The sequence below is a fragment of the Bacillus safensis genome (genome assembly GCF_039619585.1).
Classification (GTDB): domain Bacteria; phylum Bacillota; class Bacilli; order Bacillales; family Bacillaceae; genus Bacillus; species Bacillus safensis.
Map to the genome: position 1 here is coordinate 1 of NZ_CP154909.1, position 14,213 is coordinate 14,213.

General features: G+C 45.2%; 7 protein-coding genes, 2 tRNA genes, 3 rRNA genes and 1 other annotated feature. Of the genes, 10 read left to right on the forward strand and 2 right to left on the reverse strand.

Annotated features, from left to right (window positions below):
* Positions 1 to 114 precede the first annotated feature (114 nt).
* From AAYR28_RS00005 to rrf, 5 genes are all read left to right on the forward strand, one after another.
* Positions 115 to 1,663: ribosomal RNA gene (locus tag AAYR28_RS00005) — 16S ribosomal RNA — on the forward strand.
* Between the two features lie 95 nt (positions 1,664 to 1,758).
* Positions 1,759 to 1,835, forward strand: a tRNA-Ile gene (locus AAYR28_RS00010).
* Positions 1,836 to 1,849: 14 nt separating this feature from the next.
* Positions 1,850 to 1,925 (forward strand) — tRNA-Ala (locus tag AAYR28_RS00015).
* Between the two features lie 98 nt (positions 1,926 to 2,023).
* Positions 2,024 to 4,954: ribosomal RNA gene (locus AAYR28_RS00020) — 23S ribosomal RNA — on the forward strand.
* Between the two features lie 61 nt (positions 4,955 to 5,015).
* Positions 5,016 to 5,131, forward strand: a 5S ribosomal RNA gene (rrf, locus tag AAYR28_RS00025).
* Together the 16S, 23S and 5S rRNA genes with 2 tRNA genes alongside form the textbook arrangement of a ribosomal RNA operon.
* Positions 5,132 to 5,142: 11 nt before the next feature.
* Here rrf and AAYR28_RS00030 read toward each other — a convergent pair.
* Entirely contained in the window at positions 5,143 to 6,111 is a 969-nt protein-coding gene (locus tag AAYR28_RS00030; protein WP_024426750.1) for a YaaC family protein, read from the reverse strand.
* Between the two features lie 121 nt (positions 6,112 to 6,232).
* Between AAYR28_RS00030 and guaB the strand changes: the two genes are divergently transcribed.
* Complete coding sequence (gene guaB, locus AAYR28_RS00035) at positions 6,233 to 7,699, forward strand: IMP dehydrogenase (RefSeq protein WP_024426749.1); 1,467 nt, start codon at positions 6,233 to 6,235, stop codon at positions 7,697 to 7,699.
* A 160-nt stretch (positions 7,700 to 7,859) separates the two neighbouring features.
* Positions 7,860 to 9,185: a D-alanyl-D-alanine carboxypeptidase family protein gene (locus AAYR28_RS00040; RefSeq protein ID WP_065214475.1), complete on the forward strand. Its 1,326-nt coding sequence runs from the start codon at positions 7,860 to 7,862 to the stop codon at positions 9,183 to 9,185.
* Positions 9,186 to 9,226: 41 nt separating this feature from the next.
* Here AAYR28_RS00040 and AAYR28_RS00045 read toward each other — a convergent pair whose 3' ends face one another.
* Positions 9,227 to 10,705 (reverse strand): PLP-dependent aminotransferase family protein, encoded by a 1,479-nt coding sequence (locus AAYR28_RS00045; RefSeq protein ID WP_098677511.1) that lies wholly within the window; start codon positions 10,703 to 10,705, stop codon positions 9,227 to 9,229.
* 246 nt (positions 10,706 to 10,951) lie between these two features.
* On the opposite strand from AAYR28_RS00045, the gene pdxS reads away from it, so the two are divergent.
* From pdxS to serS, 3 genes are all read left to right on the forward strand, one after another.
* A complete protein-coding gene (gene pdxS / locus AAYR28_RS00050; RefSeq protein WP_047203776.1) occupies positions 10,952 to 11,836 on the forward strand; it encodes a pyridoxal 5'-phosphate synthase lyase subunit PdxS in 885 nt (294 codons plus the stop codon).
* A 20-nt stretch (positions 11,837 to 11,856) separates the two neighbouring features.
* Positions 11,857 to 12,447 (forward strand): pyridoxal 5'-phosphate synthase glutaminase subunit PdxT, encoded by a 591-nt coding sequence (gene pdxT, locus AAYR28_RS00055; protein WP_098677510.1) that lies wholly within the window; start codon positions 11,857 to 11,859, stop codon positions 12,445 to 12,447.
* A gap of 53 nt (positions 12,448 to 12,500) precedes the next feature.
* Positions 12,501 to 12,717 (forward strand) — a binding site (T-box leader).
* Positions 12,718 to 12,766: 49 nt separating this feature from the next.
* Positions 12,767 to 14,041 carry a serine--tRNA ligase gene (serS, locus tag AAYR28_RS00060; protein WP_024426746.1) on the forward strand — a complete coding sequence of 425 codons (1,275 nt, stop codon included), beginning with the start codon at positions 12,767 to 12,769 and terminating at the stop codon, positions 14,039 to 14,041.
* Positions 14,042 to 14,213: the final 172 nt, after the last annotated feature.

Sequence of the window (14,213 nt, forward strand, 5' to 3'; positions counted from 1 at the left end):
TGAAAACTAAACAAGACAAAACGTACCTGTTAATTCGAGTTTTTATAAAAAATCCTATGAAAATTCATAGGTAGTCAGTCAAACTGGCGAAAAGCAAAACTTCGGTTTTGTATTTTTTCGGAGAGTTTGATCCTGGCTCAGGACGAACGCTGGCGGCGTGCCTAATACATGCAAGTCGAGCGGACAGAAGGGAGCTTGCTCCCGGATGTTAGCGGCGGACGGGTGAGTAACACGTGGGTAACCTGCCTGTAAGACTGGGATAACTCCGGGAAACCGGAGCTAATACCGGATAGTTCCTTGAACCGCATGGTTCAAGGATGAAAGACGGTTTCGGCTGTCACTTACAGATGGACCCGCGGCGCATTAGCTAGTTGGTGGGGTAATGGCTCACCAAGGCGACGATGCGTAGCCGACCTGAGAGGGTGATCGGCCACACTGGGACTGAGACACGGCCCAGACTCCTACGGGAGGCAGCAGTAGGGAATCTTCCGCAATGGACGAAAGTCTGACGGAGCAACGCCGCGTGAGTGATGAAGGTTTTCGGATCGTAAAGCTCTGTTGTTAGGGAAGAACAAGTGCGAGAGTAACTGCTCGCACCTTGACGGTACCTAACCAGAAAGCCACGGCTAACTACGTGCCAGCAGCCGCGGTAATACGTAGGTGGCAAGCGTTGTCCGGAATTATTGGGCGTAAAGGGCTCGCAGGCGGTTTCTTAAGTCTGATGTGAAAGCCCCCGGCTCAACCGGGGAGGGTCATTGGAAACTGGGAAACTTGAGTGCAGAAGAGGAGAGTGGAATTCCACGTGTAGCGGTGAAATGCGTAGAGATGTGGAGGAACACCAGTGGCGAAGGCGACTCTCTGGTCTGTAACTGACGCTGAGGAGCGAAAGCGTGGGGAGCGAACAGGATTAGATACCCTGGTAGTCCACGCCGTAAACGATGAGTGCTAAGTGTTAGGGGGTTTCCGCCCCTTAGTGCTGCAGCTAACGCATTAAGCACTCCGCCTGGGGAGTACGGTCGCAAGACTGAAACTCAAAGGAATTGACGGGGGCCCGCACAAGCGGTGGAGCATGTGGTTTAATTCGAAGCAACGCGAAGAACCTTACCAGGTCTTGACATCCTCTGACAACCCTAGAGATAGGGCTTTCCCTTCGGGGACAGAGTGACAGGTGGTGCATGGTTGTCGTCAGCTCGTGTCGTGAGATGTTGGGTTAAGTCCCGCAACGAGCGCAACCCTTGATCTTAGTTGCCAGCATTCAGTTGGGCACTCTAAGGTGACTGCCGGTGACAAACCGGAGGAAGGTGGGGATGACGTCAAATCATCATGCCCCTTATGACCTGGGCTACACACGTGCTACAATGGACAGAACAAAGGGCTGCAAGACCGCAAGGTTTAGCCAATCCCATAAATCTGTTCTCAGTTCGGATCGCAGTCTGCAACTCGACTGCGTGAAGCTGGAATCGCTAGTAATCGCGGATCAGCATGCCGCGGTGAATACGTTCCCGGGCCTTGTACACACCGCCCGTCACACCACGAGAGTTTGCAACACCCGAAGTCGGTGAGGTAACCTTTATGGAGCCAGCCGCCGAAGGTGGGGCAGATGATTGGGGTGAAGTCGTAACAAGGTAGCCGTATCGGAAGGTGCGGCTGGATCACCTCCTTTCTAAGGATATATGGAGCAGCGTACGTTTTCGTCTTGTTTAGTTTTGAAGGAACTTGCAAAAGATCCTACAACATCATATCTTCGATATGAAAGATGGGCCTGTAGCTCAGCTGGTTAGAGCGCACGCCTGATAAGCGTGAGGTCGGTGGTTCGAGTCCACTCAGGCCCACCATCTTCTATTAAATCGGGGCCTTAGCTCAGCTGGGAGAGCGCCTGCCTTGCACGCAGGAGGTCAGCGGTTCGATCCCGCTAGGCTCCACCAACGTGTTCTTTGAAAACTAGATAACAATAAGTAATACATTCACATTGAATGCAATGCAAAGTTCATCACACATAGTGATTCTTTCTAAAGTAAGAAATGGTTAAGTTAGAAAGGGCGCACGGTGGATGCCTTGGCACTAGGAGCCGATGAAGGACGGGACGAACACCGATATGCTTCGGGGAGCTGTAAGCAAGCTTTGATCCGGAGATTTCCGAATGGGGAAACCCACTGCTCGTAATGGAGTAGTATCCATACTTGAATACATAGAGTATGAGAAGGCATACCCGGGGAACTGAAACATCTAAGTACCCGGAGGAAGAGAAAGCAAATGCGATTCCCTGAGTAGCGGCGAGCGAAACGGGAACAGCCCAAACCAAGAGGCTTGCCTCTTGGGGTTGTAGGACACTCTATACGGAGTTACAAAGGAATGATATAAGCGAAGAGGTCTGGAAAGGCCCGCCAAAGAAGGTAACAGCCCTGTAACTGAAATGTCGTTCTCTCCAGAGTGGATCCTGAGTACGGCGGAACACGTGAAATTCCGTCGGAATCCGGGAGGACCATCTCCCAAGGCTAAATACTCCCTAGTGACCGATAGTGAACCAGTACCGTGAGGGAAAGGTGAAAAGCACCCCGGAAGGGGAGTGAAATAGATCCTGAAACCGTGTGCCTACAAGTAGTCAGAGCCCGTTAACGGGTGATGGCGTGCCTTTTGTAGAATGAACCGGCGAGTTACGATCCCGTGCAAGGTTAAGCAGAAGATGCGGAGCCGCAGCGAAAGCGAGTCTGAATAGGGCGCATGAGTACGTGGTCGTAGACCCGAAACCAGGTGATCTACCCATGTCCAGGGTGAAGTTCAGGTAACACTGAATGGAGGCCCGAACCCACGCACGTTGAAAAGTGCGGGGATGAGGTGTGGGTAGGGGTGAAATGCCAATCGAACCTGGAGATAGCTGGTTCTCTCCGAAATAGCTTTAGGGCTAGCCTCAAGGTAAGAGTCTCGGAGGTAGAGCACTGATTGGACTAGGGGCCCCTACCGGGTTACCGAATTCAGTCAAACTCCGAATGCCGATGACTTATCCTTGGGAGTCAGACTGCGAGTGATAAGATCCGTAGTCGAAAGGGAAACAGCCCAGACCGCCAGCTAAGGTCCCAAAGTATACGTTAAGTGGAAAAGGATGTGGAGTTGCTTAGACAACCAGGATGTTGGCTTAGAAGCAGCCACCATTTAAAGAGTGCGTAATAGCTCACTGGTCGAGTGACTCTGCGCCGAAAATGTACCGGGGCTAAACGTATCACCGAAGCTGCGGACTGTTCTTACGAACAGTGGTAGGAGAGCGTTCTAAGGGCTGTGAAGCCAGACCGGAAGGACTGGTGGAGCGCTTAGAAGTGAGAATGCCGGTATGAGTAGCGAAAGACGGGTGAGAATCCCGTCCACCGAATGCCTAAGGTTTCCTGAGGAAGGCTCGTCCGCTCAGGGTTAGTCGGGACCTAAGCCGAGGCCGAAAGGCGTAGGCGATGGACAACAGGTTGATATTCCTGTACCACCTCCTCACCATTTGAGCAATGGGGGGACGCAGGAGGATAGGGTAAGCGCGGTATTGGATATCCGCGTCCAAGCAGTTAGGCTGGGAAATAGGCAAATCCGTTTCCCGTAAAGGCTGAGCTGTGATGGCGAGCGAAATTTAGTAGCGAAGTTCCTGATTCCACACTGCCAAGAAAAGCCTCTAGCGAGGTGAGAGGTGCCCGTACCGCAAACCGACACAGGTAGGCGAGGAGAGAATCCTAAGGTGATCGAGAGAACTCTCGTTAAGGAACTCGGCAAAATGACCCCGTAACTTCGGGAGAAGGGGTGCTTCTTAGGGTGTTAAAGCCCCGAGAAGCCGCAGTGAATAGGCCCAGGCGACTGTTTAGCAAAAACACAGGTCTCTGCGAAGCCGTAAGGCGAAGTATAGGGGCTGACGCCTGCCCGGTGCTGGAAGGTTAAGAGGAGCGCTTAGCGTAAGCGAAGGTGCGAATTGAAGCCCCAGTAAACGGCGGCCGTAACTATAACGGTCCTAAGGTAGCGAAATTCCTTGTCGGGTAAGTTCCGACCCGCACGAAAGGCGCAACGATCTGGGCACTGTCTCAACGAGAGACTCGGTGAAATTATAGTACCTGTGAAGATGCAGGTTACCCGCGACAGGACGGAAAGACCCCGTGGAGCTTTACTGCAGCCTGATATTGAATGTTGGTACAGCTTGTACAGGATAGGTAGGAGCCTTGGAAACCGGAGCGCTAGCTTCGGTGGAGGCATCGGTGGGATACTACCCTGGCTGTATTGACCTTCTAACCCGCTGCCCTTATCGGGCAGGGAGACAGTGTCAGGTGGGCAGTTTGACTGGGGCGGTCGCCTCCTAAAATGTAACGGAGGCGCCCAAAGGTTCCCTCAGAATGGTTGGAAATCATTCGCAGAGTGTAAAGGCACAAGGGAGCTTGACTGCGAGACCTACAAGTCGAGCAGGGACGAAAGTCGGGCTTAGTGATCCGGTGGTTCCGCATGGAAGGGCCATCGCTCAACGGATAAAAGCTACCCCGGGGATAACAGGCTTATCTCCCCCAAGAGTCCACATCGACGGGGAGGTTTGGCACCTCGATGTCGGCTCATCGCATCCTGGGGCTGTAGTCGGTCCCAAGGGTTGGGCTGTTCGCCCATTAAAGCGGTACGCGAGCTGGGTTCAGAACGTCGTGAGACAGTTCGGTCCCTATCCGTCGCGGGCGCAGGAAATTTGAGAGGAGCTGTCCTTAGTACGAGAGGACCGGGATGGACGCACCGCTGGTGTACCAGTTGTTCTGCCAAGGGCATCGCTGGGTAGCTATGTGCGGACGGGATAAGTGCTGAAAGCATCTAAGCATGAAGCCCCCCTCAAGATGAGATTTCCCATTCCGCAAGGAAGTAAGATCCCTGAAAGATGATCAGGTTGATAGGTCTGAGGTGGAAGCGTGGTGACACGTGGAGCTGACAGATACTAATAGATCGAGGACTTAACCTATATTCTAATGTGAAGCATGAACATTGTTATCTAGTTTTGAGAGAACATTCTCTCCATCAGGTTTGGTGGCGATAGCGAAGAGGTCACACCCGTTCCCATACCGAACACGGAAGTTAAGCTCTTCAGCGCCGATGGTAGTTGGGGGTTTCCCCCTGTGAGAGTAGGACGCCGCCAAGCTTCTATTAGGATCAGTTCCAGTCGGAACTGGTCTTTTTTGTTTTTTCTTCTAACAGCATCATGATGTAAGCTGGAAACTTCTCTTCTGCAATCTCCATGTAGCGTTCAATCATCACGTAATCATCGCTAATGTATTGAGACAGCAGCTCGTACCACCATTCTGTTTCGTAGCGGGCAATCATACTAAGGTTATACATCAATAAGTAATGGCTGATGATTTCAGGAATCCCTAGAAAAGCATCTCGTGTTGACGGTATAAACCATTGATCCATTTCTAAATCATAATGAAGATGAGTAGCAAGAGCTGGGTTTTCTTCAAGAAATACATCAAACGTCAGTTTTTTAGCCTCTCTCTGTTTGAGTTTCCAGCTTGTATGAAACTCAAAGTATTCAATAAAGCGTTCAGCAGACATGTTATAAAGTAATGGAATATGATCTTGAATCATCATTCCATTAGCCTTTTCTACTTTAACTAAAGTCGAGGGCTGCTTTTGAAACTCAAGAATATGACTCATTTCAGGTATTTTAGACAGGAGATGGATCATCGTAAATCGTTCATCTTCAAGACCATTTAATTGAAATAGATGCTTTAACACATGCATACATAGCCCATTTCTTTGGATTTTCACCTCATCTTCACTAAAACGGTAATGCTGTTTCTTTCTCTTTCTCGATGTTACGCCATGAGCTAAAACAGAGGTTTGAGAAGGATAATGGGGATCAACTGTCAGCAAACATGCTTTAAGCAGCTGTGCCATTCCATAAAACAATAAAATGGGTTTAAGTTCTAGAGGCGCGATCGCTGCCTGTTCATAGAACGTATGGCCATGTTTTAGAAAGTAAATAAATCGTTCACAGTTTTTATAGGCTTGCTGGTTTGCATCTTGAATGTTCCGTTTCTCATATTGTTGAAATAGAAACTTTTGGGAGGTTTCGAGCGAGTAAAAACGTTTTAAATCCTTCCATCCTGAACTTTTCATCTTCTTCCTCAACTCTCTTTATATTTTCTAAAAATTGCAACTGTTTGTTGCTTCCTTGACATGCTGTTTGCTAGTTGATAATCTACATATAATATTTTGCCGAAAAGAGGGGGATTTACTAATGTGGGAAAGTAAATTTTCAAAAGAAGGTTTGACGTTTGACGATGTTTTGCTTGTTCCAGCAAAGTCTGAAGTACTTCCGCGTGATGTCGATTTATCAGTGGAGCTAACAAGCACATTAAAGCTAAACATTCCAATTATCAGTGCGGGAATGGACACAGTGACGGAATCACAAATGGCCATTGCAATGGCACGTCAAGGTGGTCTTGGTATTATTCATAAGAACATGTCCATTGAACAGCAAGCAGAACAGGTGGATAAAGTAAAACGTTCAGAGCGCGGCGTTATTACAAATCCATTCTTCTTAACACCAGAGCATCAAGTATTTGATGCAGAGCATTTGATGGGTAAATACCGTATTTCAGGTGTGCCGATTGTCAACAACGAACAAGACCAAAAGCTTGTTGGTATTATTACGAACCGTGACCTTCGTTTTATTTCGGATTATTCAATGAAGATTAGCGACGTGATGACAAAAGAGGAACTTGTGACAGCTTCTGTTGGTACAACATTAGAAGAAGCTGAAAAAATCCTACAGCAGTACAAGATTGAAAAATTACCTCTTTTAGATGACGAAGGAACGTTAAAAGGTCTTATCACAATCAAAGATATTGAAAAAGTGATTGAATTCCCTAACTCCTCTAAAGATGCACATGGCCGTTTAATTGTTGGTGCCGCTGTTGGTGTCACTGGCGATACAATGACACGTGTGAAAAAATTAGTCGAAGCCAATGTAGATGTCATTGTCATTGATACAGCACACGGTCATTCTCAAGGTGTTCTAAACACTGTATCGAAAATCCGTGAAACGTATCCTTCTCTTAACATCATTGCTGGTAATGTTGCAACAGCTGAAGCAACAAAAGCATTGTTTGAAGCAGGAGCAGATATTGTGAAAGTCGGTATCGGACCAGGATCTATTTGTACAACACGTGTTGTTGCAGGTGTCGGTGTACCACAAATCACAGCGATCTATGACTGTGCAACAGAAGCAAGAAAACATGGTAAAGCTATTATTGCAGATGGTGGAATTAAATATTCAGGTGATATCGTGAAAGCATTAGCATCTGGCGGACATGCTGTTATGCTGGGAAGCCTTCTAGCTGGTACATCTGAAAGCCCAGGAGAAACAGAAATTTTCCAAGGTAGACGTTTCAAAGTTTATCGTGGTATGGGTTCTGTCGCTGCAATGGAAAAAGGAAGTAAAGATCGTTACTTCCAAGAAGATAATAAAAAATTCGTTCCTGAAGGTATCGAAGGCCGTACACCATACAAAGGGCCAGTCGTTGATACAGTGTATCAACTAGTTGGCGGTATTCGTTCTGGTATGGGCTATTGTGGAACGCAAGATTTACGCACTCTTAGAGAAGAAGCACAATTCATTCGTATGACGGGTGCAGGACTTCGTGAGAGTCATCCACATGATGTACAAATTACAAAAGAATCACCAAACTACACAATTTCTTGATAAATTGTGACAATCAAATTACATTTGACAGGGTCTATGACTCTGTCTATTTTTTTTGTCTTTATTGTGATAAAATTTATACTGTTGTGTTGAGATAAGCCCTTGTGGATTACATATATATGAAAAACGTCGAAAAAAGATGAATACGGAGGTATGACGATTGAACAGCAAGATGATGAAACAGCTTATGGTCTCTATCCTTGCATTGGCATTGATTGTTACAGCATTTACACCAATGTCCAAAGCAAAAGCTGCTGAAGATCCATTCAGTGTGAATGCGAAAGCAGCGATCCTTATTGAAGCTTCTACAGGTAAAATTCTTTATAGTAAAAACGCAGATCAAAGACTGCCTATTGCAAGTATGGCAAAAATGATGACAGAGTATCTATTACTAGAGGCAATTGCTGAAGGAAAAGTGAAATGGGATCAAAAGTATACGCCAGATGATTATGTATACGAAATTTCTCAGGACCGCAGCTTATCCAACGTTCCTTTGAGAAAAGATGGTTCGTATACAGTAAAAGAACTTTATCAAGCAACGGCTATTTATTCGGCAAATGCAGCAGCGATTGGTTTAGCAGAAGTGATCGCTGGATCAGAATCGAAGTTTGTTGAAAAAATGAACGCAAAAGCAAAAGAACTTGGTTTAACAAACTACAAATTTGTGAATGCAACTGGTCTGGAAAATAAAGACTTACATGGCCAACAGCCAAAAGGTACAGGTCCTGATGAAGAAAGTGAAGTATCTGCAAAAGATATGGCTTTGCTTGCACAGCATCTCATCAAAGACCATCCAGAAATTCTTGAAACAGCAAGTATTGCGAAAACAAAGTTCAGAGAAGGCACTGACGATGAAATGGACATGCCTAACTGGAACTTCATGCTTAAAGGACTTGTGAAGGAATATAAAGGTGTTGACGGTCTGAAAACGGGATCTACAGATTCAGCCGGTTCTAGCTTCACAGGTACAGCAAAACAAGGTGACATGCGTGTCATCGCAGTTATTTTGAATGCAAAAGGTAATCTTCATACAGCACGTTTCGACGTGGCAAAAAAACTGTTCGACTATGCGTTTAAAAACTTCACGATGAAAGAAATGTACAAAAAAGGTCAACAAATTAAAGGACATGAAAACATCGAAGTGGATAAAGGCAAAGATAAAGAAGTACCTGTTGTGACGAAAGAAGCATTTTCTGTGCCAGTAAAAAATGGTGACGAAAAGAGCTATAAAGCAAAAGTAAATATCGAGAAAAAGAAACTAGAAGCTCCTATTAAAAAAGGAACGAAGGTTGGCATGCTGACGACTTCTTATTCTGGTGATGAGAAGGACTACGGCTATTTAAATAAAGACCAATCAGGTGTTGAGCTTGTGACGAAAACAAGCGATGAAAAAGCAAACTGGTTCATCCTTGCAATGCGTGGTGTAGGTGGATTCTTCGCTGGCATTTGGGGCGGAATCGTTGACACAGTAAAAGGCTGGTTCTAATAAAAAACTGCTCTCTATACACGAGAGCAGTTTTTTTATCGTTAAAAGAAGAGCGATTGCTTCTGATTTTGAGGAGTGGACAAGGCTTGCTGAAAAATACCACATAACTTTTCCACGCCCTCGGCCAGTGCTTTTTCATTCACATAAGAAAAGCTGAGGCGGATATAATTCTGTTTCGGCTCTCCAGGATAGCAGACAGAGCCAGGTAGAAAAGTAATTTGCTGCTTACGGGCCTCATGTAACAGTGCTCGTGTATCGACCCAGGAAGGAAAGCTGAGCCATAAATTGAGACCGCCCTGTGGAATTTGCCACGTTACATCTTTCGGTGCGTGCTTCGTTAACACATCCATCATCAAATCGCGTCTCACCTTCAAGGCGGTTCTTAGCTTCTTCGTATGATCAATCATTTTCTTCGATGTCAGAAACGGCAATATGGCCTTTTGTGTGAGGAGAGGGCTGCCTAAGTCATTATTGGCCTTTGCAGCTAATAAGCGGTTAAATATCGAGCCTGATGCGGTGATAATCCCTATTCTGCATCCTGGAGCCAGTGTTTTACTTAATCCTCGTAAATAAATGACGTGTCCATCATGGTCCAAGCTTTTAATAGGTGCTGGCGGCTTCTTTTCAAAATAAAGCTCACGATATGGGTCATCTTCTACAATGAGACAATCTATGCTTTGAGCCAGTAAGAGAAGCTGTTTTCTGCGTTTCATCGACATACTGGCCCCTGTCGGACTGTGAAAAGTAGGAATCGTATAGATGAGCTTCGGTTTATATTTATCACAAATGCTTTGAAGCTGCTTCATGTTCATCCCTTCATGATCGACAGGGACGGTAATGATTCTTGCTCCTCTGCCCATAAAGACATCGATGGCCCCTGGATATGTTGGTGCTTCCATGACGACCACATCATCCGGTCCAATAAACGTACGTGCCACCAAATCAAGCCCTTGCTGAGAACCACTTGTTACGAGAATATTTTCAGGTGTAGATGGCACATCCAACTTTTCTAAAAAAGATTGAATGACCTGTCGCAGCTGAAGATCACCTTGTATTTCTCCATACTTCGACATGATTTGAGGATGTCTGGCTAGTACATGCTGCATTTCTTTTTCTAAATACCGGTTTGGCAAAAGCCCTGGATCGATCATAGAGGAAGAAAGGTTAATGGCTTCTTCGACATAGTGATACTGAGCGAATTGAGAGCGTGGTAAGTAATCTGGAATCGACAACTGCCAATCGAAAGAGGTAGATGAAGGAATCGGGATATCTGCCTGCTCTTGCTGCTCATTCACAAAAGTTCCTTTACCTTGCACCGTTGTTAAATATCCGTCGTCCTTTAATCGTGTGTATGCCTTTGCTGCCGTGACAAGACTCACATTCAGCTGCTTAGCTAAATCACGGACAGTCGGCAGCTTTTCTCCTTGCTGAAGCAAACCCGATTGAATGTGATCAATGATTGAAAAGTAAATTTGATTTGAAAGAGATGTATCAGAGTGTCGATGGATATCAATATGCATGAAACCCCTCCAAAGAATGCAAAATTGTTATACATGAATTTTAATTGTTATAGTTGTATTATAGCATGTAAATCATACTTGAAAGAGAAAATGACATGTTTTAAGCTGGAAATCCTTTGTTTACAAGGGTTTATCTTTATTTCCCGGTTGGTTGAATTGTTATACTATTCTCTTTATTGTTATACTTTCTCGCTTGTATGATAAAGATGTTGAATCAATCGAATAGACAAATGGGAGGAAACTATTGTGAGCAATAAGGGAACTGAACGAGTGAAACGTGGAATGGCAGAAATGCAAAAGGGTGGCGTCATTATGGATGTCGTCAATGCGGAGCAGGCAAAAATTGCAGAAGAAGCAGGTGCGGTGGCAGTCATGGCACTAGAACGAGTACCAGCTGATATCCGTGCAGCAGGCGGTGTTGCCCGTATGGCAGACCCAAGAATCGTAGAGGAAGTACAAAATGCAGTAACGATTCCAGTCATGGCAAAAGCACGTATCGGCCACATCGTCGAGGCTCGTGTTCTTGAAGCACTTGGTGTTGATTATATCGATGAGAGTGAAGTGCTGACGCCCGCAGATGAGGAATTCCATTTAAATAAAAATGAATACACAGTACCTTTTGTCTGTGGATGCCGCGACCTAGGTGAGGCAACACGCCGTATCGCAGAAGGCGCTTCTATGCTTCGTACAAAAGGGGAGCCTGGGACAGGCAACATTGTCGAAGCTGTTCGTCATATGAGAAAGGTTAATGCTCAGATTCGTAAAGTATCAGCCATGAGTGAAGATGAACTGATGACAGAAGCTAAGAATCTTGGGGCACCTTATGAATTATTGTTGCAAATCAAAAGAGATGGCAAGCTGCCAGTTGTGAACTTTGCTGCAGGCGGAGTTGCAACACCAGCAGATGCTGCGTTAATGATGCAGCTTGGAGCAGACGGTGTATTTGTCGGATCTGGTATTTTCAAATCAGACAATCCAGCGAAATTTGCAAAAGCGATTGTTGAAGCAACAACTCATTTCACAGATTACCGTCTCATTGCAGAACTTTCAAAAGAGCTTGGAACAGCTATGAAAGGAATTGAAATTTCAAATCTACTGCCAGAAGAACGTATGCAAGAGCGTGGCTGGTAATTAAGGGAGCGCAAACGAACATGCTGACAATTGGTGTACTAGGGCTTCAAGGAGCAGTGAGAGAACATATTCAATCGATTGAAGCCTGCGGCGCAGAAGGAAAGATTATCAAACGCGTAGAAGAGCTAGAATCCGTTGACGGTTTGATTATCCCTGGTGGAGAAAGTACGACGATGAGAAGACTCATGGATACGTACCAATTCATTGATCCGATCAAAGCGTTCGCTGCTCAAGGGAAACCGATTTTCGGGACATGTGCCGGTCTGATTATGCTGGCAAAGCATATCGAAGATCGAGAAGATGCTCATCTTGGACTGTTAAATGTATCTGTTGCACGGAATTCTTTTGGCAGACAGGTAGACAGCTTTGAAGCAGATTTAGAAGTAAAAGGACTGGATGCGCCGTTTACGGGCGTATTCATCCGTGCGCCTCATATCATCAGCGCAGATGATAGCGTAGAAATCATGGCTGAATATGATGGCAGGATTGTGATGGCGAAAGAAAACAATATCTTAGGTTGCTCCTTTCATCCAGAGCTGACAGACGATCACCGGTTAACACAGCTGTTTGTAGACATGGTGAAGTCCTACAAAACGAAGCTTGCTGTATAAAACGGTTGAAAAGAGATAAAACTTATAGTACATTAAAGTCACAATCAAAGATCGAAAAAGCGTTGACGGGAAATAGTAAGAAGCCCCTCTTTCTCAGAGAGCCGATGGTTGGTGAGAATCGGTGAAAGATGCATTCTGAATCCATCCTTGAGCGAAATGCTGAAACTAGAGAAGTAAGCATTTACGGTGATACCGTTACAGAGGAAAGAGGAAAGCATGCCTTTGCATGTTTTCAATCAGGGTGGCAACGCGAGAGCTCTCGTCCCTTTCATGGGATGAGGGCTCTTTTTATTTTTCGATAAAAAAAGGAGTGTTACACATGCTGGATATTAAACAACTGCGCACGGACTTTGATCAAATCAAAGAAAAATTAGCACACCGAGGCGAAGATTTAGCGGATTTTGATAAGTTTGGTGAGCTAGATCAAAAAAGAAGAGAATTAATCGGGAAAACAGAAGAATTAAAGAGCCGAAGAAATGAAGTATCACAGCAAGTGGCCGTTCTAAAAAGAGAAAAGAAAGACGCCGATCACATTATTCAAGAAATGCGTGAGGTAGGAGATGAGATCAAGAAGCTGGATGATGAGCTAAGAACAGTAGAAGAAAGCCTGCAGCACATCCTGTTCTCAATTCCAAATATCCCCCATGACTCTGTACCAGTTGGTGAAACAGAAGACGACAACGTGGAAGTGAGAAAATGGGGCGAACAGCCAGCCTTCTCATTTGAACCAAAACCACATTGGGACGTAGCTGATGAGCTAAAAATCCTTGATTTTGAACGTGCAGGAAAAGTGACAGGAAGCCGTTTCGTTTTTTATAAAGGGCTTGGCGCACGCTTAGAACGCGCATTGTATAACTTTATGCTTGATTTACATGTGGATGAGTTTGGTTTTACTGAAGTGCTTCCACCTTATATGGTCAACAGAGCGAGCATGACAGGAACTGGTCAGCTTCCAAAGTTCGAAGAGGATGCCTTTAAAATACGTGAAGAAGATTACTTCCTCATTCCAACAGCTGAAGTGCCAATTACGAACATGCATCGTGACGAAATTCTCGAAGGTGAACAGCTGCCAATCAACTATGCAGCATTCAGTGCTTGCTTTAGATCAGAAGCAGGATCTGCCGGAAGAGATACACGCGGACTCATCCGTCAGCATCAATTTAACAAGGTAGAGCTTGTTAAATTTGTCAGACCAGAAGATTCTTATGAAGAATTAGAGAAACTAACAAATCAAGCAGAAAAAGTTCTTCAGCTATTGAACCTTCCATACCGTGTCATGAGCATGTGTACGGGAGATTTAGGATTCACAGCTGCGAAGAAATACGATATCGAAGTGTGGATTCCGAGCCAGAATACGTACCGTGAAATTTCTTCTTGCAGTAACTTCGAAGCATTCCAAGCAAGACGTGCAAACATTCGTTTCCGTCCAGAACCTAAAGCGAAGCCAGAACATGTCCACACATTAAATGGATCTGGATTAGCGGTAGGAAGAACCGTAGCGGCTATTTTAGAAAACTATCAACAAGAGGACGGCACAGTAATCATTCCTGAAGTACTGCGTCCTTATATGGGAAATAAAGAAGTGATGAAATAAGATGCCGTCAAGGCATCTTTTTCTTTTTACCAAAAGTCCTACAGTTTTCCTGAATTTAGCCGATAAAAAAATTAAAAGCTTCTAGGAAAGAAGGAATAACCGTGAATAGGCTTGACTATTATGTTGAAATGGCTCATTTACTTAGAAAGGTACTAGATGAAAGTATTCTTTT

Coding starts and splice junctions, on each gene's coding strand:
- AAYR28_RS00045 (WP_098677511.1), bottom strand. CDS start 10,705: ATGCATATTGATATCCATCGACACTCTGATACATCTCTTTCAAATCAA.
- serS (WP_024426746.1), top strand. CDS start 12,767: ATGCTGGATATTAAACAACTGCGCACGGACTTTGATCAAATCAAAGAA.
- pdxT (WP_098677510.1), top strand. CDS start 11,857: ATGCTGACAATTGGTGTACTAGGGCTTCAAGGAGCAGTGAGAGAACAT.
- guaB (WP_024426749.1), top strand. CDS start 6,233: ATGTGGGAAAGTAAATTTTCAAAAGAAGGTTTGACGTTTGACGATGTT.
- AAYR28_RS00030 (WP_024426750.1), bottom strand. CDS start 6,111: ATGAAAAGTTCAGGATGGAAGGATTTAAAACGTTTTTACTCGCTCGAA.